Here is a 22,707-nt window from a genome sequence, read left to right as displayed (position 1 = left end):
AGGACCAGCCGGCTAGCGCCATGAAAAAAACACGCATCCTCATCGATCTGCTGGTCTATCTCGTCATTCCCCTTCTCGGCTGGAATCTCTTCCGCGGGCAAATCAGCGACTACTGGCTGATCACCCTGGGGCTGGTGCCGGGCCTCGTCTATACGGCGGCCACCGTGCTCATCGAGAAAACATGGAGCATCTCGGGCGTATTCCTGCTCGTGATGATCTCCCTGAACCTCGTCGTCAACCTACTCTCGTCGACGGCAACGCAAGCCATCTGGAATCCGGTGTGGCTCAGCGCGGCGACCATCGTGTTCTACGCCTTGACCATGGCGGCCAAGCGCCCCTTCGGCATTTTCTTTTTCATCGACTATGCCCATCGCATGGGCATGCCCCGGGATCGCGCCAAGCAGCTATACGGGCATTCGGTCAACATCGGGCACTTCTATAAATTCACCGCCTTCCTGATGCTGCGGGAAGTCGCCACCATCCTGGTGCGGGTGGTCGTGCTCCTGCTTTACGGCGTAGACGGATACAACCAGCTGAACATTTCGAATTCCATCGTCAACTACGCCTTTACCGGGTTGACGGTGGTCTACGTGATGTACATCCTACGGAACATGGATCACTCCGTGCTTCCGCCGCAGGCTGCCGCGGCCGCATGATGCGGCAAGAAGCCACGCTGAGCGCCTTGGTTGCCGTTTGCTTACATAGGGGCGGGCGAATGATCGGACCTACTTTTGTGCGTCCTTGAGCGCCTGCACCACCGCCAGCAGCTGGGCGGCGACCGACACCGCGATCACGCCGGGCAGCTTGCCCGACAGATGCGGCAGCCCCACCGGGCACGTCAGGCGGGCGATGCTGGCCTCGTCCATGCCGCGTGCGCGCAACCTGCGCTCGAAGGTGGCCCGTTTGGTCGCCGAGCCGATGAGACCGCAATATGCCGCATTGCCCCGCTCCAAGACAGTGCGCACGATGTCGAAGTCCAATGCGTGACTATGGGTCATCACGAGATGCAGGGCTCCGGCCGGCGCCGTCGCCGCTTCCGATGCGGCATCGTCGGTCGATACAGGTCGCACGTGCGAGGGCAACGGTTCGGGAAAAACGTCGTCGCGCGTATCGATCCAGCGGATCCGGAACGGCAGCGGCAGCATGACGTGGACCAGCGCGCGGGCCACGTGGCCCGCGCCATAGAGCCAGAGCTCGTGCGGCCGTGCCTCCATCGCGGACAGCATGGGCACCGCAGCGGCAGGATCGAACACCACGGAAAATCCCAGCTCCACGCTGCCGCCGCAACACTGCCCCAGGCTGGGTCCGAGCGCGAATCGGCGGATTTCATCGGCCGGTGCGACGCCCTCCTCGGTGCTCCGCGCCAAGAGGGCTCGCGCATGCCGGATTGCTTCGTACTCAAGATGGCCGCCCCCTATGGTGCCGGCCACGCCCTGTCCGGCCACCAGCATCGCTGCATCCGTGCCGCGCGGCACGCTGCCCCGCACGCCCAGTATCCTGACCAGGCACAACGGCCCGGGTGCGGTGCGCGCGAAATCAGCCAGCCCTTCGGGCAATAGCGGAGCGCCCGTCATTGCTCCACCGCCCGCAATACTGCTTCGGGCGTCGCGGGCGCCGACAAAGGCACGGGCCCGTAGCGACCGCGCTCGCGCCTGGCGGCGGCCACGGCGTCGCGTATGGCGAAGAAGGCCGCAAAGCCCAGCATGAAAGGCGGCTCTCCGACGGCCTTGGATCCGTAGACGTTGTCTTCGCGATTGGGCTCGGGCCAAAATGCGACGCGGAATTCGGCGGGGACGTCGCCGGCCGTCGGGATCTTGTAGGTCGACGGCGCATGCGTGGCGAGCCGCCCGTCCCGGGTCCACACCAGCTCCTCCGATGTCAGCCAGCCCACGCCCTGCACGAATCCCCCTTCGACCTGCCCGAGGTCGATGGCGGGATTGATGGACCGCCCCACGTCGTGCAGGATGTCCACGCGCAATAGCTTGGTTTCGCCAGTAAGGAGGTCCACCGCTACTTCCGCTGCCGCGGCGCCGTAAGCAAAGTAATAGAACGGCATGCCGCGCAGCGTCTGCGGGTCGTAGTGAATCTTCGGCGTGGCGTAATAGCCGTCTGACCACAACGCGATGCGGGCAGCGTAGGCGGCCTTGGCGACCTCGGCAAACTCCAGTTCCGCACCCGGAATCTTCACCTTGCCGTGGCGGATGGACACGTCGGAGACATCAATGCCATGTTTTCCGGCAACGTAGGCGCGGAGCCTATCCCGGATTTCCCGCGCCGCGAATTCGGCCGCGCGCCCATTCAGGTCCGTGCCGCTCGATGCCGCAGTCGCCGAAGCATTGGGCACCTTGCCGGTATCGGTAGCCGTGATGCGCACGCGCTCGAGAGGCACGCCCAAGGTGTCGGCAACGATCTGGCACACCTTGGTGTGCAGCCCTTGCCCCATTTCCGTCCCGCCATGGTTGACGGACACCGAACCATCCGTATAGACGTTCACCAAGGCCCCCGCCTGGTTGAACATCGTGGCGGTGAACGAAATGCCGAACTTGACGGGCGTGAGCGCCAGGCCGCGCTTGATCACCGGGCTGCCCGCATTCCATGCGTCGATGGCCGCGCGGCGGGCGGCGTACCGGCAATCGGCTTCGAGGCGCGCGATCAATTGCGGCAGGATGTTGTCGGTCACCTGCATGCCGTAGGGCGTACGGTCGCGCGGCGCCTCCCCGTAAAGATTCACGCGCCGCACGGCCAGGGGATCGAGACCGAGATGGCGCGCGATGTCGTCCATCACGGCTTCGATCATGCCTATGCCCTGCGGTCCACCGAAGCCCCGGAAAGCCGTATGCGACTGCGTGTTCGTCTTGCAGCGATAGCTGTGGATCGCCACCGCGGGCAAATAATAGGCGTTGTCGGCATGGAAGATGGCGCGATCGGCGATGGGGCCGGAGAGGTCCGCCGAAAAGCCGCAGGCCGCAGCCTGCAGCAAGTCCAGGCCCAATATGCGGCCCGCGTCGTCGAAGCCGACCTTCCAGCGCCCGATGAAAGGATGGCGCTTGCCAGTGATCAGGAAATCGTCGTCGCGATCGAGGCGCATCTTGCATGGCGCGTTGCAAACCTTCGCCGCCACCGCGGCCCATACCGCGACATGCCCGGCCTGCGTTTCTTTCCCGCCGAAGCCGCCCCCCATGCGCCGGCACTCGACCTGGACCGAGTGCGCAGGTACGCCTAGCGCGTCAGCGACCCAGTGCTGCACTTCCCCCGGGTGCTGGGTGGAAGAAAGCACTTTCATCGTGCCGTCTTCACCCGGCAGGGCGAACGCAATCTGCCCCTCCAGGTAGAACTGCTCCTGGCCACCCAAGGCAATCTCTCCTTCGAGCCTATGCGGGGCGGCGGCCAGCGCGGCGTCGACATCGCCTTCGACCAGGTGCACCGGCGGCAGCACCCAAGACTGGGCCGCCAGGGCCTCGTCGATGGTCAATATGGCCGGCAGCGGCTCGATGTCGAGCTTGACCGCCCGGGCGGCGACCCGGGCCGCCTTTGCGCCGGCGGCGACCACCAGGGCAACCGGCTGCCCCAGATACGACACCGTATCGACCGGCAAGACGGGTTCGTCATGCTTGGGGCCGAGCACGTTGCCGGCAGGCAAGTCCGATGCGGTCACCACCCGCAACACGCCTGGCATGGCCAGGGCGGCCGAAGCGTCGATGCCCCGCAGCCGGCCGTGCGCAATGTTCGACAAGACGGGAGCCACGAACAGCGTGCCGCGCGGCTCGGGCAGGTCGTCCACATACAGGGCTTGCCCACTGACGTGCAGGTGCGCCGCCTCGTGCCGCGCCGGCGTGCCGCACGAGGCCGGTTCGGCCTCCACGTTGAAAATCCCCGGATGGTCCGGCGCATTCATGGCTATACCTCCAAAGGCGCCAAGCTACCAATGCGCAGCACCCCGGCCCCGCCGGCAAGGCCCAGGCATGAGCGCAGCACCAGATTGGCCGCGGCCCGCCGCCGATATGCCGCGCTGGCGCGGTGGTCATCGATAGGCTCGAACTCGTCGTGCATGGTTTGCCAAACCCGCCGCATTTCCGCGCTATCACGCGACCCGAGCCGGTCGACGGCGAGCCCGACCAAGGCTCGCTCGGTATTGGACGCGCGGCTGGATACCGCGGCCATGCCGCCGACGCCGATGCCCGCCGCGGCGATGCGTCCTCCTTCCACCCGAAGCGCCGTCGCAACGGCCACGGCACTGATGTCCTGTTCCGGGCGCTTGGAAAGCTTCCACGCGTGCACGGCAACATCGGGACCCGGAATCGGCACGCGCACTGCACGCACGAACTCGCCGCGCTGCAATGCGTTTTTCTGGTATCCGAGATAAAACTCCGTGAGTGGCAATACGCGCTCCGTACCTTGCCGATGCAGGACGACCGAGCCGCCCAATGCAATCAGCCAGGGCGCTGCGTCGCCGATCGGCGACCCGTTGGCAAGGTTGCCGACCAAGGTTGCGCCGTTGCGCACGGGCACCGAGGCGAAACGATCGAAGTATTCGGCGCAATCCGGAAAAAGCGGCGCCAAGGCGTCCCAGGCTTCGGACACTGTCACGGCCGCGCCGATCTCCAGGCTCGCCGTTTCCTTGCCCCAGCGTTCGGTCGCGATGGGGTCGCGCTCCATCCTCCCGATGACCGCCAGCTCACGGACGCCACCTATCCAGAGCAGGTCGCCGAGGCTACGATGCTGCTTGGTCACCCACAGCCCGACATCGGTCGAGCCGGCCACGATGCGGCTCTCCGGCCAGGCAGCGCGCAAGGCTGCAAATTGTGCGAGGGTGCGCGGTGCGAAAAACCGTCCTCGCCCGTGGCCGTCGAACCCAGCCTTCGCTTCGGCCGGCATCCACGCCCCGTCGTCGGTCGCCACCTGCTCCAGTCGCCCCTTGAGTTCGTCCTCGGGCTCGCCTTGCCAAGGCGGACGGCACATGGCTTGCGCGGCATCCAGGATGGGACGATACCCCGTGCAGCGGCACAGGTTGCCCGACAAGGCCCGCACCGCCTCGGCCCGTGTCACGCATGCGTCACCGGCCCGGCGCTTGGTTTCGTACAAGGCGTAGAGCGACATCACGATGCCCGGCGTACAGAAGCCGCACTGCGAGCCGTGGCAATCCACCATGGCCTGCTGCACCGGATGCAGGGCGCCGGGCGCGCCGATGTCGCCGGCCGTCACGAGCACCTTGCCGTCCAAGGTCGCGACGGGTTGGATGCAGGCATTGATGGCGCGGGTCCGGGGCCGGCCACTTGCGTCGAGGTCGGTCACGGCTACCGTGCACGCGCCGCAGTCCCCTTCGGCGCACCCCTCCTTGACCGCACAGCAGCCGGCTGCCTCTCTGAGCCATTCCAGCACCGTCAACGCAGGTGGCAGGCCGTCTAGCTCGACGCGCCGCCGCCCATGCCAGAAACGGACCGGACGCACCTGCACGGCGGGTGATTCCGCCTCAATGGAAAGATCGGAAGACATAGCGTTCTACCAGGAGTGCCGCCCCGCCGTCCGCGGGGCGTTTTTCCTCTCAAACATACGCGCCTTGCGGCCGGTTATCATCTGTATATCCATATAATCAATATTCGCCTCTGCGAATGAAAGGCGGGACACGCCATGCCGCACTCCCCCACTCCGGCCAGCCTCGCAGGCACCGACCTGTCGCAGCTCAACCTGACCGATATCCAGGCCTTCGTCACGCTGCTCGACACGCTGAACGTTTCACGCGCCGCCATAAGATTGGGCATGGGGCAGCCCCAGCTTTCCACGAGATTGGCCCGCCTGCGCCGGCTAACCGGCGACGTGCTCTTCGTCCGCGGACCCGGAGGGGTCGTGCCGACCGCCACGGCGCAATCCCTCGAAGCGCCTGCACGCGAATTGCTCGCACAGGCCGAGCACTTCCTTGCACCGGCTGCCGACTTCGACCCCCAGCGAGCCCGTGGCGTGCTGCATCTGGCCGCCCCGGATTACCTCGACCCCATGCTGCTGCCGCGCCTGGCCGGCCGCCTGCGCGCCTTGGCGCCCAGCCTGTCGCTGAGCGTGCATCCGCTGACCGATGACCTGGACTACGCGCAGAAACTTGCGGACGGAAGACTGGATTTGGTGATCGCGAACTGGCCCGACCCCCCCGCGCAATTGCATCGCCTGCCCCTGATGGAAGACGAACTCGTCGTCATGATGGGCAATCACCATCCTCTGGCACGACGGCCCCTGACAGTGCAGGCCTACCTGCAAGCCCGGCACGCCGCGCCGACTGCCATGCGTCCCGGGCTGCGCAGCACCGTAGATGCGCTGCTGGCACGCCTGGGACACGCACGGGAGATCGTGCTCGAGTGCCCGGTATTCAGCCTCATCCCCTACGTCCTGACCCAAACCGACTTGCTATTGACCACGGGCAGGCGCTTTACCGCGTTCTTCGAAAGCTCGCTGCCCGTGCGAGTCGTGCCACTCCCGCTGCCGTTGCCGCCGCTGCAGTATTACCTGCTGTGGCACCCGCGCACCCGGCGCGACGGCCCCATCAAATGGCTGCGCGAGCAGATCGTCGCGTGCGTGCGGCCTGCTCCCGGGCCTTAGCTACCCCGGTAGGTGCTCCAGTTCCAGGGGCCGACGAGCAAAGGAACGTGATAGTGCTGGGCGGGATCGGCAACGCCGAAGTCAAGCACGACGCGGCCCACGAAGCGCGGCTCGGGTAGCGACAGCCCTTTGCGTTCGAAATACTCACCCGCCTCGAACGCCAGGCGGTAGACGCCTGCCACCAATTCATCCCCTTCGACCAGCGGCGCATCCACGCGCCCGTCGTGATTGGTGACGGCCTCGCGCAGGAAAACAGGTTGGTCGTCGACCAGGCGGTACAGCGCGACGCGCATCCCGACTGCAGGACATCCGTTGGCGGTATCAAGGACGTGGGTGGTCAGTTTTCCCATGGAAACCCTTTCATGGAGAAGATGGAGCAAGGCGCATGCAGGCGATGGTTCTTGGCGCAGACAAAAGTGTATATAGTTTCATCGACGACGACATCAAAAACGCGCACCCCTGACTCCTCGCGGGAACGCCGAGGCATGCTCCCGCATGAGGTGCGCGTTCCCACCTTTCGCTGCACATGCCATGAATGCATATCCCCGCGACATGATCGGCTACGGCCGCAACCTCCCCGACGCCCGCTGGCCCAATCGCGCGCGCGTCGCCGTGCAATTCGTGCTGAATTACGAGGAAGGGGCCGAGAACCACGTCCTGCATGGCGACCCCACCTCCGAGCAGTTCCTGTCGGAGATCATCGGCGCCGCGGCATATCCCGCGCGCCACATGAGCATGGATTCCATCTACGAATACGGATCCCGCGTCGGCGTGTGGCGCATCCTGCACGAGTTCGAACGCAGGCACCTGCCGCTCACCATCTTCGGTTGCGCCATGGCGCTCGAACGCAACCTCGAGGCAACGGCCGCCTTCCTGGAGCAGGGCCATGAGATTGCCTGCCACGGCTGGCGCTGGATCCATTACCAAAACGTAGACGAAGCCACGGAGCGCGACCACATGCACCGCGGCACGGAAATCATTCGCCGGCTGACCAACGGGGCCTGGCCGCTCGGCTGGTATACCGGCCGCGACAGCCCCAATACGCGCCGACTGCTGGTCGAACAGGGCGACTATCTGTACGACAGCGATTACTACGGCGACGACCTGCCGTTCTGGACCGAGGTCGAGACCTCCTCCGGCGAGCGCAAGCCTCACCTCGTGGTCCCGTATACGCTCGATGCCAACGACATGCGCTTTGCCACGCCACAGGGCTTCAATACGGCTGATCATTTCTATCAATACCTGCGCGATGCGTTCGACGTCCTCTACGCCGAAGGCGCAGACAAGCCGCGCATGATGTCCATCGGCATGCATTGCCGGCTGCTCGGCCGGCCTGGCCGCTTCCGGGCTCTACAGCGTTTCCTCGACCACATCGAGAAGCACCCGGACGTCTGGGTGTGCCGCCGCATCGACATCGCACGGCACTGGAAGCAGGAACACCCGTACGCTCCGGCCGCCATCGCCGGGGAGTGATTTCAACCATGACCGCATCCCTCACCCTCGACGTTCTCAACGCCACCAGCGCCGCGCGCTTCGTGCAATTCCTCGACGGCCTGTACGAGCACAGCCCCTGGGTACTGGAACGCACGGCCGCCAAGCGTCCGTTCGCTTCAGTCGCGGCACTCAAGTACGCCCTCGCCCAGACGGTGCGCGAGGCCAGCCGCGAGGAGCAACTGGCGCTCATACGCGCCCACCCCGAGCTCGCTGGCCGCGCGGCCGTGGCCGGCCAGCTCACCGAAGACTCCGCCGGCGAACAGGCGCGTGCCGGGCTCACGCAGTGCACGCCCGAGGAGTTCGAACTGCTGCAGCAGCTCAACGCCGCCTACAACAGCCGCTTCGGCTTTCCGTTCATCATCGCGGTGCGCGGCCCCACGGGTGCCGGACTGAGCCGCTACGACATCATGGCGGCGATGGAGCGCAGGCTGCGCAATGCGCCCGACCAAGAGTTCGCGGAAGCCTTGCGGCAAATCGACCGCATCGCGGAAATCCGGCTGGCGGACCGTCTGTCGCTCACGCGCCCCTACGGCGATGCAGTCATGGCGTGGGCCGAGGCGCTCGCCGTGCATTCCGATTCGCCCGACCATCTCACCTGCACGTACCTGACGCCCGCCCACCGCGCCGTCGCGGCGCGCATCCAGGCCTGGATGACAGAGGCCGGCTTCGACAGCGTTTACCAGGACGCGGCCGGCAATGTGGTGGGCCGGTACCGCGCCGCCCCCACCGACGCTTCGCCGCCCTTGCTCGCCACCGGCAGTCATTACGACACCGTACGCAACGCGGGCAAGTACGACGGGCGCCTGGGCGTGCTGCTACCCATCGCCGTCGTGGCCGACCTCAAGCGCCGCAATCGACGTTTCCCCTTCGACCTCGATGTCGTGGCCTTTGCGGAGGAAGAGGGCGTGCGCTACGGCAGCACGTTCCTGGGGTCATCGGCCTACATCGGGCGCTTCGACGCGAACCTGCTCGACGCGCTCGACGCCTCCAACGTCAGCATGCGGGAAGCCATGCAGCTGGCGGGGCTCGATCCCGAGCAGCTGGGCAAGGCCGCTGCAGACACATCCCGCCTCGTGCATTATTTCGAAGTCCACATCGAGCAAGGCCCCGTCTTGCTCGAGCGCAATCTTCCGGTGGGCGTGGTGACGTCAATCGCAGGCAGCGTGCGTCGCCTCGTAACGCTGACCGGCGTGGCGGGCCACGCGGGCACCACCCCCATGGACATGCGCCGCGACGCCGCATGCGCTGCGGCGGAAATCGTGCTGGCAGTCGAGCGGCGATGCGCGCAAGCGCCCTCGCTGGTGGGCACGGTCGGCATCCTGAACGTGCCCGAGGGGTCGGTCAACGTCATCCCGGGAACCTGCACGCTGTCGCTCGACATCCGGGCTGCCGACAATGCCGTGCGCGACGCGGCGTTGGCCGACATCGAGCGGGAGATCGCCGCCATCTGCGCGCGCCGCGGGGTTTCCGCGACGACCGAAGAACTGGTGCGCGCCGCAGCCGCGCCCTGCGCCCGCAAGCAGATGGACATGTGGTCGCGCGCCATCGCCGAACGTGGCTTGCCCGTGCTGGAACTGCCATCTGGCGCGGGGCACGACGCCATGAAAATGGCCGAGGCCACCTCGATCACCATGCTGTTCACCCGCTGCGGAAACGGCGGCATCAGCCACAATCCGCTCGAAACCATGACGGCGGACGACGCCCAGCTGGCAGGCGAGCTGATGCTGGATTTCCTGGAACAAATGGCAGGCTCCCTCGCTGCCGAGCGATCGCCCGCCTGAGCGCTCGGCGCCCGCCGCGCCGGGCTACGGGCTGACGCGCCGGGCCAGCACGGGAGCTCCGTCCACGAACACCCTCAACTCGCCCTTCTCGAAGCCGCGCCAGGCCTCGTTCGCGGTCAGCGGCTCGGTGACGATGACGGCGACGCGGTCGTCGGGCGTGGTCACTTCGGAGAAATCTACCGTCATGTCATCGTCCGACAGGCTTGCGGTGGTAAACGGATGTTGGCGGATGATGTAGTGCAGCCGCGTCGAACAATGCGCGTACAGCGCCGCCCCGTCGGACAGCATGTAGTTGAACGTGCCGTGCGCGGCGATCCCGGCGGTCAGCTCGCCCAGTGCTTCGGCCAGCGCCTCGGCACCGGGATGGTTGGGAAACCGCCGGCTCACGTTTTGCAGGATCCAGCAGAACGCGCGTTCGCTGTCGGTGTCACCGACGGGACGATACGGACCATCGAGCCGCGGGTGATAGTCGATGAGGTCGCCGTTGTGCGCGAACACCCAATATCGGCCCCATAGCTCGCGCACGAAAGGGTGGCAGTTCTCCAGAGCCACCCTGCCGACCGTCGCCTTCCGAATGTGGGCGATGACATTGCGCGAGCGTATCGGATAGCGCCGGATCAGATCTGCCACCGGCGACACCAGCGCGGGCTCATGGTCCACGAAGTGCCGGACCCCTGCCCCTTCGAAGAAGGCGATTCCCCACCCATCCACGTGCTCTCCTGTCCGCCCTGCGCGCGTCGCAAAGCCGGTGAAGCTAAAAACGATGTCGGTGGGCGTGTTGCAGTTCATGCCCAACAATTGGCACATGGTTGACCCTCTACGGTGCGCGGCGCCCGCTCGGCCGCTTGAAAAACCCATCGGCGCGTGCCGGCATGGATCCTGCTTTTAACAAATTGCAATGCCGGACTGCACCAACTTGGTGAAACCGCGCACCAAATGCGGGTTTCTCTTGCGTTGTTGGCGCATCAAACCGGAATGTATTCTCCCCACGAAATCCAGGACGGCACAACCGTTTACGCTCACGAGGAACACAGACCATGAAGACAACGCTACGCACTCCGAGCCGCCGCATCGTCCTTGCGGGGGCGGCGCTGATCTTGGCCAGCACTTGGGCCGCGAGCGCGCAAGCCCAGAACACCAAGATCCGTTTCCAATTGGACTGGCGTTTCGAAGGGCCTAGCGCAATCTTCCTCGTGGCCGAGAAAAAGGGCTATTTCAAAGAAGAGAAACTCGACGTCACCATCGACGCAGGCAACGGCTCGGGCGCTGCGGTCAACCGCGTGGCTTCCGGCGCGTACGAGATGGGATTCGCCGACCTCGCCGCCCTGATGGAATTCCAGGGCAACAACCCCGGCGCGCCCAACCAGCCCATGGGCGTCATGATGATCTACAACAATACGCCGGCGGCCGTGTTTTCGCTGAAGAAAAGCGGCATCAAGACGCCCAAGGACCTCGAGGGCAAGAAGATCGGCGCGCCGTCCTTCGACGGCGGCCGCCGCTCCTTCCCCATCTTCGCCCAAGCCAACAAGATCGATGACTCCAAGGTCAACTGGGTCAGCATGGATCCGGCCCTGCGCGAAACCATGCTCGCCCGCGGCGACGTGGACGCCATCACCGGCTTCTATTTCACCTCGCTGCTGAACCTGAATGCGCGGGGAATCACGGACCAGGACATCGCCATCATGTCCTATCCCGAATACGGCGTGAAGCTCTACGGCAACGCCATCATCGCCGACCGCAGCTTCGCCAAGAAGAATCCCGAGGCGGTCAAAGGCTTCCTGCGCGCAGTGACCAAGGCCACCCGCGACGTGCTTGCCGACCCCGCCGCCTCGATCGCCACCGTCAAGGAGCGCGACGGCATCATCGACACGGCGCTCGAGCTCAAGCGGCTGCGCCTGGCCATCCAGACCGCCATCGACACGCCGGACGCGCGCGCAGACGGGTTCGGCGACATCACCCCTGCCCGCATGGCCCTGATGGCTGCGCAAGTCACGCGCACCTACGGCACCAAGGCGACGGTGGACCCCGAAGCTGCGTTCGATCGCTCGTTCCTGCCGGCGAAATCCCTGACCGGAACGGTCTTGCGCAATAAATGATGACGTAATGATGAAGCCATCCCCTGGGGAAGGCGCATCGCCCCCCAGGGGGCCAGAAATTTCTTGCCGCCTACGGCGGCATGTCAGCGACTTTCTGCATCACCCAGCCCCATGACTCCTTTCGTCGACTTCCAGCGCGTATCGCTGGCCTATACCCCTGCCCAGGAGCGCTCCGGTGAATACGCCGTCGAGGACATCAGCCTCACTATCGGCCAGGGGGAATTCGTCGCCATCGTCGGACCCTCCGGCTGCGGCAAATCCACCTTCATGAAACTGACGACGGGCCTGAAGGCGCCCACGCGAGGCACCGTCGTAGTCGGCGGACAACCTGTCAAAGGGCCGCTCAAGATCGTCGGCATGGCATTCCAGGCGCCCAATTTGCTGCCCTGGCGCACCACGCTGGACAACATCCTGCTGCCCTTGGAAATCGTGGAACCGTACCGCTCCAACTTCCGCGCCAAGCGCGCCGAGTACGAAGAACGGGCGCGCGCCCTACTCGCCACGGTGGGGCTCGACGGCTATGAGCACAAGTTCCCGTGGGAACTCTCCGGAGGCATGCAGCAGCGCGCCTCGCTGTGCCGCGCGCTGATCCACGAACCCCAGATGCTGATGCTCGACGAACCGTTCGGCGCCCTCGACGCCTTCACGCGCGAGGAGCTTTGGTGCGTGCTGCGCGACCTCTGGACCGCCCGCAAATTCAATGTCGTGCTCGTCACGCATGACTTGCGCGAAGCCGTGTTCCTGGCAGACACGGTATACGTGATGAGCAAGCGGCCCGGCCGCATCCTTGCCCGGCGCGAGATCGACCTGCCGAGGCCGCGAGAGCTCGAAACGACTTACACCGACGAATTCAATTCCCTGGTGCACGAGCTGCGCACCCGGATCGGACATTGAACCCCATGAACAAGTTTGCTGAACGCACCGCCCCGATCGCCTTGCTGCTTTTCGTCATCATCCTGTGGGAGATCATTTGCCGCGCATTCCAGGTCTCGGAATTCATTTTCCCGAGCCCGTCACAGATCCTGCAGGCAACGATCGACTACGCCCCGGTCATCGCCCAACACGCCTGGCGGACGTACTGGGTCACCATGGCTGGCTTCGGCATTTCCATCGTGGTCGGCGTGGTGCTGGGCTTCATCATTGGTAGTTCGCGTGTCGCGTACACGGCCTTCTATCCGCTCATGACCGCCTTCAACGCCCTGCCCAAGGCGGCCTTCGTGCCCGTGCTGGTCGTATGGTTCGGGATAGGCATCGGGCCGGCCGTGCTGACGGCGTTCCTGATCTCCTTCTTTCCCATCATGGTGAATATCGCCACCGGCCTCGCGACGCTCGAACCGGAACTGGAGGACGTGCTGCGGGTGCTGGGCGCCAAACGCCTGGACGTGCTGCTGAAGGTCGGCCTGCCGCGCTCCCTCCCTTATTTCTACGCTTCGCTCAAAGTCGCGATCACGCTGGCGTTCGTGGGTTCCACGGTTTCGGAAATGGCCGCCTCGAACGAGGGCATCGGCTACCTGCTCGTCTCCGCGGGCTCTGCGATGAAAATGCCGCTTGCCTTCGCGGGCCTGGTGGTGATCGGCATCATGGCCATGGCAATGTACGAGCTCTTCGCTTACATCGAGAAACGCACCACGGCATGGGCCCATCGTGGCACCCACGGGGCATAGCGCCGCACCGGGCGCTTGCGCGCCCGGGATGAGACTGCCTGTAAGTGTCGCTACATAATCCCCGGAAAACCTGGGAATCGCGACAGAGATTGCGTACTATTGGGCAACGTATCCTCCAGCCGCGATCACCAGGTGCCTTCTCCCCGCTCCGCGCCCATCACGAAGGTTACGGACTCGTGCGCTAGCGAGCCGATCCACATTCCGGGCAGCATCCAGCCGCACGGCTTTCTATTCGTGCTCGATCGAGCCAATGGCACCATCCTGCAAGCCAGCGAGTCGGTCCTGCGCCACCTTGGCATTCCCGCATCCGCGCTGCTCGGCGCCAAGCTGGCCGAACTAGTGCGCGACCCCGATGGCGAATTTCCTCAACGGCTGGAAGCGGCCACCCAAGCTGAACACGCTCCGTTTCACCTCGGTTCGCTCACATTCTTGAGCGGCTCCGGTGATTTCGACCTGGTGGTGCACCGCAGCGGCGAGGCGATTCTCGCGGAGTTCGAACCGGCGGCGCCTGCCTCGCAATTGGCCGGCCTGGGCGATTTCGTGGGCCGCGCGCAACAATGCGAGACGGTAGACGACCTTTGCGAACTCGCCGTCGAGGAAATCAAGAAGCTCACCGGGTATGGGCGAGTCGTCGCTTATGAGTTCAATAGCGAAGGGCACGGCCGGGTCAACGCGGAGCGCCACGACCCCGGGTACGTGTCCTTCCGGGGGCTGCACTTCCCGGCCAGCGACATACCGGAGCAAGCCCGTCGACTCTACCTCGTCAACCGCTTGCGCTGCATCCCGGACGCCCGATATGAGCCGTCCCCGCTGGTGCCGCGCGACAACCCCCTGACTGGAGCACCGACGGACCTAAGCTTCGCCGAGCTGCGCAGCATCTCGCCGTCTCATCTGCGCTACATGGAAGCCATGGGCACGATGGCCTCCATGTCGATATCGCTCGTGGTCCAAGGACGGCTGTGGGGCATGATCTCGTGCCACCATGCCCAGCCCCGCACGGTGCCGCTCGCCGTCCGGACCCAGACCAACCTGCTGGCGCAGATCGTGTCGCTGCAGATTGAAGCGCGGCGGGCACAAGGCGAAGCTGCGCGCCGTCATGAGCTGCAGCACCTGACGGGCATGCTGCTGTCCGCCATGGCCGAGCACGACAATGTCCCGGCCGGCCTCATCAGCGTGCCCCAGGCCCTGCTGGAATTCGCCCGGGCCGGGGGGGCCGCCGTGGTACACAGCGGCGAATGCCTGACCGTCGGCCAGACACCGGAGCGGGACGACATCCTGGCGCTGTGCGCCCGGCTCCCGGGCATGGCCAAGTCCGGACTGTTCCATACGCGCGACCTGCCCGCGGTCGCGCCCGAGTTCGCGTCCGTCCGCAAGCAGGCCTGCGGAGTGCTCGCCATTTCGATTTCCGAGCTGCATCCCAATTACGTCCTCTGGTTCAGGCCCGAGTGGATACGGAGCATCAACTGGGCCGGGCGCGGGCCCATACCGGACGCGGAAGCGGCAGCCAGGGCCACCGAACGCACCTTTCGTCCGTGGCCGCAGGAGATACGCGGACAGTCGCTTCCCTGGGAACCCTGGGAACTGGACAGCGCGGCAGAACTGCGCACTGCCATCACCGGCGTCGTACTGCGCAAGGCCGAAGAACTGGCAGGCCTGGCCGACGAGCTAGGCCGCACCAACCAGGAGCTAGAGGCGTTTTCGTACAGCGTTTCCCACGACCTGCGCGCGCCGCTGCGCCATATAGCCGGCTATGCGGAATTGCTCCAGGAGTACGAAGGTGCGCAATTGTCCGCGCGAGCCTCCCGCTACCTGGCCAACATCGGTGACTCCGCACGCTTTGCCGGGCGCCTGGTCGACGCGCTGCTCACCTTCTCCCAGATGGGCCGCTCGGCACTCAAGCCCACGCAAGTCAATCTGACGCAGACGATGGAACAGATCCGCAGGGAATTGGCCCCGGACCTACAGGGCCGCGAGGTGGACTGGGTGTCCCACGAACTGCCGGAGGTGTATGCGGATGCAGGCTACATCCACCTGGCGCTGCGCAACCTGTTGTCGAACGCCATCAAATACACGCGCGACCGGGAGCCGGCCGTCATCGAGGTCGGTGCCCATCCGCAGGGCGGTGGGCACGTCATCTACGTCCGGGACAACGGCGTCGGCTTCGACATGAAATATGCGGGCAAACTTTTCGGCGTATTCCAACGCCTGCACCGCATGGAAGATTTCGAAGGCACCGGCATCGGGCTCGCCAATGTCCGTCGCATCGTGGAACGGCACGGCGGTCGCGTCTGGGCCGAGGGCGTCCCGGACCGGGGCGCGACCTTTTACCTGTTCCTCCCCGGAGCCGACTCCGGCGCCGCCGCAGCACCGTCCGCAAGCCATAAGAACTCGCGAAGCTGATCATGATGCTCAAGCCTATCCTGCTGGTCGAAGATAACCCCCGGGACCTGGAACTGACCCTGATCGCCCTGGAAAAAAGCCAACTGGCCAACGACGTCGTCATCACCCGGGACGGCGCCGAAGCTCTGGACTATCTCACCCGGTGCGGCCCCTATCAGGAGCGTCCGGCGGGCAATCCGGCGGTCATTCTCCTCGACCTGAAACTGCCCAAGATGGATGGGCTGGAGCTGCTTAGGCTCATCCGGGCCAGTGCGGACCTGCGCAATGTGCCGGTGGTCATGCTGACTTCCTCCAACGAGGAAAGCGACCTGGTGCGTGCCTATGCCCTGGGCGTAAACGCCTACGTGGTCAAGCCCGTGGACTTCCCCGATTTCGTGCGCGCAATCAGCGATCTGGGCGTATTCTGGGCCGTGCTCAATGAACCGCCTCCGGGATCCTTGCGACGTGCCCGCAACCTGACACAGGAATAACGCCCGGAGCCTGCCGAAGTGAACTTGCCCGTCATGCGAGTGCTGCTGGCCGAAGACGATCCCCACGATGCGGAATTGACCCTAGAGCGGCTGGCCCGGGCCGGGCTGGACGTCGAAAGCGTCATCGTCAATAACGAGGCCGACTTCATCAAGGCCTTGGACAGCGGTGGCTTCGACCTCATCCTGTCCGACTTCCACATGCCCGGATTCTCCGGCAGCGAGGCGTTGCGCATTGCGCGCAGCCACCCCTCCGCGCTGCCGTTCATTTTCGTATCCGGCGTACTCGGGGAAGAGCATGCCGTGGACATGCTCAAGGAGGGAGCGACCGACTACGTGCTCAAGCAGCGCCTGGACCGGCTTCCCATCGTCGTACGCCGCGCCCTGGACGAAGCCCGGGAGCGCAAGTCCCGCCACGATGCCGAACGGCGCCTGCGCGAAAGCGAAACCTATTTTGGCCAGCTGATCGACGCGCTGCGGGACTACTCCGTCGCCACCCTGGCGCTGGACGGCACCATCGAAAGCTGGAACCGCGCCTCGGAGTGGTTGTTCGGGTATCCGGCCGAAGAAGTGATCGGACGGCCCGGCGACATGTTCAACCTCCCGCCGGAGCCGGGCCAGGCCCAAGAACGCCCCCTCGTCGAGCAGCTGGCGGAAATCAGCTCGGGGTCGAGCTTGGCCGAAGAACGTTGGCTGATGCGCAAGAACGGCGCCACCTTCTACGCTTCGGTCGTGACGACTGCCATCTTCGGCAACGGCGGCGCGGTGCGCGGCTACTCGCGCATCGTGCGCGACATGACCGACAGCCGCATCGCGGCTGACCTACTGCAAGCGGCAAAAGAACAGGCCGAAGCCGCCAATCGCGCCAAGGACCGCTTCCTGGCCGTGTTGTCGCATGAATTGCGCACGCCGCTCGGCCCCATCTACGCAGCGGCGCAAGCGCTGGACCTGCGCCAGGACCTCCCCCCCGAGTGCCGCCGCAGCATCGAACTGATCAAGCGCAACGTGGAGGTCGAAGCGCGGCTCATCGACGACCTGCTGGACATCTCCAAGATCGTCAACGACAAGCTGAGCCTGCACCTGGAACCCACGGACCTGGTCGCCATCCTCAACGGCATCGTCGAGATTTTCCGCGAGGAAGCCGCGGCGCGGCACATCGACCTGCGCTACACCCCCCTGCCCTATCCCGTCATCGTGCAGGCCGACCCGGCGCGGTTGCAGCAAATCATTTGGAACCTGCTCAAGAACGCCATCAAATTCACACCGCGGGCAGGCCGGATCAGCGTCACCATGTACCAGCCCGCGCCCGGCAAGATCGCCGTGGACGTCTCGGACACCGGCATCGGCATACCCCCGGACGCCCTCAAGCGGATTTTCGAGGCCTTCGAACAGGGCGATGAAGATTCATCGCGGGCGCGCGGCGGGCTGGGACTGGGACTGGCCATCGCCAGCTCGCTCGCGCAACGCCACGGCGGCACGCTGAGCGTGCACAGCGAAGGACAGGGCAAGGGCTCGACATTCACCCTCACCCTGGACGACCCCTCCGGCAGCGTGCCGCACCCGCCCGCACCCGAAGAACGCCCCGACTCGCCTTCCGCGGTGCGCCCGCCCAGCATCCTCCTGGTGGAAGATAATGTCGACACCGCCGAGGCCATGCAATTCCTGCTTGCCGAGTACGGGTACCACATAGACATCGCGGAGAACGTTGCCGCCGCCCGCGCCCGCATCGAATGCAAGCGCTACGACGTGCTCGTGAGCGACATGGGCCTGCCTGACGGCGACGGCATCGACGTGCTCAGGCACTACGCGCCGGCTGCCGACCAAATGGCGATCGCGCTGACGGGGTACGGCATGGAGGCCGACGTGCGGCGCAGCCTCGACGCGGGCTTCGCCATACACCTGACCAAGCCCCTGGACATCGACCACCTGCTCAACGTCTTGCGGCATGGCCGCCGGTCCTGACCTGCGCGGCCCGGACGGCGCATGAGTTGTTTAGGATTCGGCTAGAATGAGCTGCAAATTATTTACTAATTTGCACAAATGACTGTGCCCCCCGCCCGGCGAACCGCCGCGGCGCCCCGCGCGCCGGGGGGCACCCGTTTGCTCCCATGGACCGCTTCAAGCAGATCGAATCCTTCGTCTCGGCCGTCGCGAGAGGCAGCCTCTCCGCGGCCGCCCGCAGCGAAGGCGTCGCGCCAGCGGTCATTGGGCGGCGCATCGACGCGCTCGAAGCCCGTCTCGGGGTAAAGCTGCTGATACGCACCACGCGCAAGATCTCCTTGAGCCCGGAAGGCGCAGAGTTCTACGAGGAGTGCCAGCAAATCCTGCAGGCCCTGGAAAACGCAGAGAACGGCGTCGCCGCGGGCGGTGCCTCCCCCAAGGGGCATCTGCGCGTCACGGCCCCGGCCGGATTCGGGCGGCGCCACGTCGCCCCGCTCCTGCCCCAACTGCTGGAAGCGCATCCGGGCATCCGAGTGACGCTGGACCTGAACGACCGGCTGGCCGACCTGGTAAACGAAGGCTACGACTGTGCCATCCGCATCGGCGATCTAGCCGACTCCAGCCTGGTCAGCGTGCGCCTGGCGGACAACCGCCGCATGGTGGTGGCCGCGCCCGCATACCTGCGGCGCCATGGCACGCCCCGGCATCCGTCGGACCTGGCCAGGCACAACTGCCTGTCGCTGGGAGCCAGCGGCAGCCAGACACGCGGCTGGCTGTTCACGATCGACGGGAAGGTGACGCCGCAACGGGTCTATGGCACGCTAGAATGCACCGACGGCGCCGTTCTTCACGCCTGGACGCTGGCAGGCCTGGGTTTGGCGTGGCGTTCGCTCTGGGAAGTCGCGGACGATCTAAAGCAAGGCCGCCTCGTCACCGTGCTCGACGATTTCGCTGCCCCGCCCAACGGCATTTATGCCGTCTATCCACAACGAAAACACCTGCCGCTGCGCGTACGGGTCTTCATCGACATGCTGCGGCAGCAATACGCCGAACGCCTCCCCGGGGCCTAGCCCGCTTATAAAGATTCCTCCCATGAACAAGCGCATCCCCCTCACCGCCGACGCTGTCCGTTGTTCGACCTGCGGACTGGGTCAATTCTGCCTGCCCATCGGCATGGAGCCCGAAGATGCGAGCCGGATGGACGAGCTCGTACAGGAACGCATCCGGATCCCGAAGGGGCAAGCGCTTTTCCACACCGGCGACACCTTGGACGCCGTCTACGGCATCCGCTTCGGCACGTTGAAAACCTTCCTGGAACGCGCCGACGGACGCCAGCAAATCACGGGCTTTCACCTCGCCGGCGAAATCGTCGGCTTGGACGGATTGGCGGGCGCGCGGCACGCCTCCACCTCCGTTGCCCTGGAAGATAGCGAAGTCTGCGTCATACCGGTGCGCGACCTGTCGTCCGTCGCCCATCGCCTGCCTTCGTTGCAACGCCAGCTCATCCGGTTGATGAGCCGCGAAATCGAGTGCGACCAACAGATGCTGCTGTCGCTGGGCGCCATGCGGGCGGAGGAACGCCTGGCCCTGTTCCTGCTCAACCTGTCGGAGCGCCTGGCTGCCCGCGGCTACTCATCCTCGGTGTTCGTGCTGAGGATGAGCCGGCAGGAAATCGGCAACTTCCTCGGCCTGACGCTGGAAACCGTCAGCCGCCTGTTTTCCCGCTTCACCAAGGCGGAGCTGCTGCGCATCAGGCGCAAGGAGATCGAGATCGTCGACATGGAGGGTCTGCGCCGCGTCGCTGGCCTTCCCTGCTAAACGCCGTGCCCGTCTCACCCTTCCGGAGGCTCCGCCCGGGCGGCGGTGGTACATCCTTTGCTTGAGCAGGGTCGTCTTCTCTCAGGGATTGCCATGTCAGCCTGGATTCGCCGTATCTCCCCCGCTCTCGCAACCCAAGCCTCGGGGCCGCTCGCCAACGTCCGCGTGGCCGTCAAGGACAATATCGACGTGGCCGGGGTACCCACCACCTGTGCCTGCCCGGACTTCGCCTATACGCCCGCGACGAGCGCCGTCGTGGTGCAAAAACTGCTCGATGCCGGTGCATCCATCGTCGGCAAGACGAACCTCGACCAATTCGCGTGCGGACTCAACGGCACGCGCTCCCCTTTTGGGGCGGTTCCCAACGCCTTGCGCCCAGAATACGTCAGCGGCGGCTCGAGCAGCGGCTCGGCGTGGGCCGTGGCCACCGGCGAGGCCGACGTGGCACTAGGCACGGACACCGCCGGTTCGGGTCGGGTTCCGGCCGGCTTCAACAATATCGTGGGCCTGAAGCCCTCCATCGGCTTGCTCAGCGCCAAAGGGGTGTTTCCCGCCTCGCGCAGCTTCGACACCGTCAGCATCTTTGCCCGCACCGTGGCCGAGGCCGTAGACGTGCTCAACGTACTGGCCGACACCGGTGCGGTCACGCCAGACCTGCGCGCGATGCCGGAGAATTTCTGCTTCGGCGTGCCGATGCGTCCCGAGTTCGCCGGGGACGTGTTGGCTGCCGAGGCCTACGAGGCGGCTTGCCGCCGGCTCGAGTCGCTGGGCGGCACCGCCGTGCCCATCGATGATGCGCCGCTTGCCGAAGTCGCCTCCTGGCTGTACGAAAGCGCGCTGGTGGCTGAGCGGTATGAAGCGATCCGCGACTTTTTCGATGCCCGCCCCGAGGCCGTCATCGAACCCGTGCGCACCATCATAGGCGGCGGCCGAAAGTACAGTGCGGCCGACGTCCTGGCCATGCAAGTCCGGCTGGACGAAGCACGCGAGCGGCTGGCGGCGACCTGGCGCGACATCGACGTGCTCGCCGTCCCGACTGCTCCCACGCTGCCCACGATCGCCGCCATGCTGGCCGATCCCGTGGACCTGAACCGGACGCTCGGCCGCTACACCAATTTCGTCAACCTGCTGCGCTGGGCGGCACTCGCCGTGCCGGCCGCGATGCGCCCCGACGGCCTGCCGTTCGGCATCACGCTGATCGGACCGTCCGGATCCGACTGGCGCCTGGCGCAGCTTGGCCAGCGCTTCCATCACGCGACGGGCCTGCCCCAGGGGGCGCTGGGAACGCCCCTGCCTGCGCCGCGAGAGATCGCTCCCCCCCTGAAAGACGCCCTGCCCATCGCAGTGGTCGGCGCCCACCTGAGCGGCATGCCCCTGAACTGGCAGTTGACCGAGCTCGGGGCGCGCAAGCTGTGCGAAACTCGTACCGCCCCCGAGTACCGCCTGTATGCGTTGCCTGGCACCACGCCCCCCAAGCCGGGCCTGGTGCGCGTCGGCCCGGGCGGTGCGGCGATCGTGGTCGAAGTCTGGAACCTTCCGCTACATCACGTGGGCGCCTTTCTGAAACAGGTTGCCTCGCCACTGGGCATAGGCAGCGTCGCCCTCGAGGACGGCACGCTCGTCCACGGGTTCGTCTGCGAGCCATGGGCCGTGGCGGATGCTCGCGACGTCTCCGAATACGGCGGCTGGCGCCGCTATGTGCAAAGCCTCGGATAAGAACACGGGAACGCGGCGCAGGAAGCTTGGCGTTCGGCGCCCGCGCCGCGTCAGACCGCGATCATGCTCCTGACGTCGCGCTGGGACATCAAGGCGGCCTCGCCGCCGTCGATGATCTCGCCGCGACGCATGACCCAATAATGGTCCGCGAGCTCTTCCGCGAAGTCGTAATACTGCTCCACTAGCAGTACGGTCAGCCCTTCCTCATCCACCAAGCTGCGCAGCGCACGGCCGATATCCTTGATGATGGACGGCTGGATGCCTTCCGTGGGTTCATCCAGGATGAGCAGCGAAGGCTCGCTCATCAACGCGCGTCCGATGGCCAATTGCTGCTGCTGTCCGCCAGACAAATCTCCCCCTCGCCGGCGCTTCATCGAGGCGAGCACCGGGAAAAGATCGTAAATCCGCTGCGGCACCTGCCTCGACGCCTTGCGGCTGGCCGCCCCGATCAGCAAATTTTCTTCCACCGTCAGGCGGGGAAAAATCTCGCGTCCTTGCGGCACGTAGGCGAACCCGCGCTCCACTCTGGCGTAAGGCGGCAATCCCTCCACGGCATGCCCGTGCCAGCGGATGTGCCCGCTGCGCGGCGCCACCAGGCCCATCAGCGTCTTGAGCAGGGTCGTCTTGCCTACGCCGTTACGCCCCAGGAGAACCGTCAGCCGCCCCGCCTCTGCGGTGAAAGAGACGTTGCGGAGAATGTGGCTGCCGCCGTAGAACTGATTGAGGCCCGAGACTTCCAGCATGC

The 22,707-nt window shown here is 65.6% G+C and carries 19 protein-coding genes; 13 read left to right on the top strand and 6 right to left on the bottom strand.

Annotation, left to right across the window (positions count from 1 at the left end; translation table 11 throughout):
- Positions 1-20 precede the first annotated feature (20 nt).
- The gene (locus tag Q0319_RS05135; protein ID WP_299451354.1) at positions 21-656 is read left to right on the top strand and encodes a hypothetical protein; all 636 of its coding nucleotides are present in this window, start codon (positions 21-23) and stop codon (positions 654-656) included.
- A 69-nt stretch (positions 657-725) separates the two neighbouring features.
- On the opposite strand, the gene xdhC is transcribed toward Q0319_RS05135, so the two are convergent.
- The 3 genes from xdhC to xdhA are packed head-to-tail and all read right to left on the bottom strand — an operon-like array spanning position 726 to position 5,493.
- Positions 726-1,574 (bottom strand): xanthine dehydrogenase accessory protein XdhC, encoded by an 849-nt coding sequence (xdhC, locus tag Q0319_RS05130; RefSeq protein ID WP_296466210.1) that lies wholly within the window; start codon positions 1,572-1,574, stop codon positions 726-728.
- Positions 1,571-3,895 carry a xanthine dehydrogenase molybdopterin binding subunit gene (gene xdhB / locus Q0319_RS05125; RefSeq protein ID WP_296466213.1) on the bottom strand — a complete coding sequence of 775 codons (2,325 nt, stop codon included), beginning with the start codon at positions 3,893-3,895 and terminating at the stop codon, positions 1,571-1,573. Before xdhB ends, xdhC begins: the two co-directional genes overlap by 4 nt.
- Positions 3,896-3,897: 2 nt before the next feature.
- Positions 3,898-5,493, bottom strand: coding sequence for a xanthine dehydrogenase small subunit (xdhA, locus tag Q0319_RS05120; RefSeq protein WP_299451353.1), 1,596 nt, complete (start codon positions 5,491-5,493; stop codon positions 3,898-3,900).
- A 135-nt stretch (positions 5,494-5,628) separates the two neighbouring features.
- Here xdhA and Q0319_RS05115 point away from each other — a divergent pair, with 135 nt between their 5' ends.
- Positions 5,629-6,585 carry a LysR family transcriptional regulator gene (locus tag Q0319_RS05115; RefSeq protein WP_296466220.1) on the top strand — a complete coding sequence of 319 codons (957 nt, stop codon included), beginning with the start codon at positions 5,629-5,631 and terminating at the stop codon, positions 6,583-6,585.
- Here the strand turns inward: Q0319_RS05115 and uraH are convergent.
- Positions 6,582-6,935 carry a hydroxyisourate hydrolase gene (uraH, locus tag Q0319_RS05110; protein WP_296466223.1) on the bottom strand — a complete coding sequence of 118 codons (354 nt, stop codon included), beginning with the start codon at positions 6,933-6,935 and terminating at the stop codon, positions 6,582-6,584. The genes Q0319_RS05115 and uraH overlap by 4 nt on opposite strands.
- A gap of 181 nt (positions 6,936-7,116) precedes the next feature.
- On the opposite strand from uraH, the gene puuE reads away from it, so the two are divergent.
- Both puuE and Q0319_RS05100 read left to right on the top strand, forming a co-directional pair.
- Positions 7,117-8,058, top strand: a complete 942-nt coding sequence (gene puuE, locus Q0319_RS05105; RefSeq protein ID WP_296466226.1) for an allantoinase PuuE — start codon at positions 7,117-7,119, stop codon at positions 8,056-8,058.
- Positions 8,059-8,066: 8 nt separating this feature from the next.
- Positions 8,067-9,860 (top strand): allantoate amidohydrolase, encoded by a 1,794-nt coding sequence (locus tag Q0319_RS05100; protein ID WP_299451352.1) that lies wholly within the window; start codon positions 8,067-8,069, stop codon positions 9,858-9,860.
- A 24-nt stretch (positions 9,861-9,884) separates the two neighbouring features.
- Here the strand turns inward: Q0319_RS05100 and Q0319_RS05095 are convergent, their stop codons facing one another.
- Positions 9,885-10,667: a class II glutamine amidotransferase gene (locus Q0319_RS05095; protein ID WP_299451351.1), complete on the bottom strand. Its 783-nt coding sequence runs from the start codon at positions 10,665-10,667 to the stop codon at positions 9,885-9,887.
- A 230-nt stretch (positions 10,668-10,897) separates the two neighbouring features.
- Here Q0319_RS05095 and Q0319_RS05090 point away from each other — a divergent pair, with 230 nt between their 5' ends.
- The 9 genes from Q0319_RS05090 (at position 10,898) to atzF (ending at position 21,962) form a co-directional block, all read left to right on the top strand.
- Positions 10,898-11,956 carry an ABC transporter substrate-binding protein gene (locus Q0319_RS05090; protein ID WP_299451350.1) on the top strand — a complete coding sequence of 353 codons (1,059 nt, stop codon included), beginning with the start codon at positions 10,898-10,900 and terminating at the stop codon, positions 11,954-11,956.
- Positions 11,957-12,067: 111 nt separating this feature from the next.
- Complete coding sequence (locus Q0319_RS05085; RefSeq protein ID WP_299451349.1) at positions 12,068-12,850, top strand: ABC transporter ATP-binding protein; 783 nt, start codon at positions 12,068-12,070, stop codon at positions 12,848-12,850.
- A 5-nt stretch (positions 12,851-12,855) separates the two neighbouring features.
- Entirely contained in the window at positions 12,856-13,620 is a 765-nt protein-coding gene (locus Q0319_RS05080) for an ABC transporter permease (protein WP_296469958.1), read from the top strand.
- Positions 13,621-13,719: 99 nt separating this feature from the next.
- A complete protein-coding gene (locus Q0319_RS05075) occupies positions 13,720-16,020 on the top strand; it encodes an ATP-binding protein (RefSeq protein WP_299451348.1) in 2,301 nt (766 codons plus the stop codon).
- Between the two features lie 5 nt (positions 16,021-16,025).
- Positions 16,026-16,490, top strand: coding sequence for a response regulator (locus Q0319_RS05070; RefSeq protein ID WP_299451382.1), 465 nt, complete (start codon positions 16,026-16,028; stop codon positions 16,488-16,490).
- An 18-nt stretch (positions 16,491-16,508) separates the two neighbouring features.
- Complete coding sequence (locus tag Q0319_RS05065) at positions 16,509-18,449, top strand: response regulator (RefSeq protein ID WP_299451347.1); 1,941 nt, start codon at positions 16,509-16,511, stop codon at positions 18,447-18,449.
- A gap of 146 nt (positions 18,450-18,595) precedes the next feature.
- Positions 18,596-19,498 carry a LysR family transcriptional regulator gene (locus Q0319_RS05060; protein WP_296463962.1) on the top strand — a complete coding sequence of 301 codons (903 nt, stop codon included), beginning with the start codon at positions 18,596-18,598 and terminating at the stop codon, positions 19,496-19,498.
- Positions 19,499-19,520: 22 nt separating this feature from the next.
- The gene (gene fnr, locus Q0319_RS05055; protein WP_296463960.1) at positions 19,521-20,246 is read left to right on the top strand and encodes a fumarate/nitrate reduction transcriptional regulator Fnr; all 726 of its coding nucleotides are present in this window, start codon (positions 19,521-19,523) and stop codon (positions 20,244-20,246) included.
- A 93-nt stretch (positions 20,247-20,339) separates the two neighbouring features.
- Positions 20,340-21,962 (top strand): allophanate hydrolase, encoded by a 1,623-nt coding sequence (gene atzF, locus Q0319_RS05050; protein WP_296463958.1) that lies wholly within the window; start codon positions 20,340-20,342, stop codon positions 21,960-21,962.
- Between the two features lie 50 nt (positions 21,963-22,012).
- Here atzF and urtE read toward each other — a convergent pair whose 3' ends face one another.
- Complete coding sequence (gene urtE, locus Q0319_RS05045) at positions 22,013-22,705, bottom strand: urea ABC transporter ATP-binding subunit UrtE (protein WP_296463956.1); 693 nt, start codon at positions 22,703-22,705, stop codon at positions 22,013-22,015.
- Positions 22,706-22,707 lie beyond the last annotated feature (2 nt).

Source organism: uncultured Pigmentiphaga sp., assembly GCF_937950555.1.
Taxonomy (GTDB): domain Bacteria; phylum Pseudomonadota; class Gammaproteobacteria; order Burkholderiales; family Burkholderiaceae_B; genus Pigmentiphaga.
This window is presented reverse-complemented; position numbering and strand designations above follow the sequence as displayed.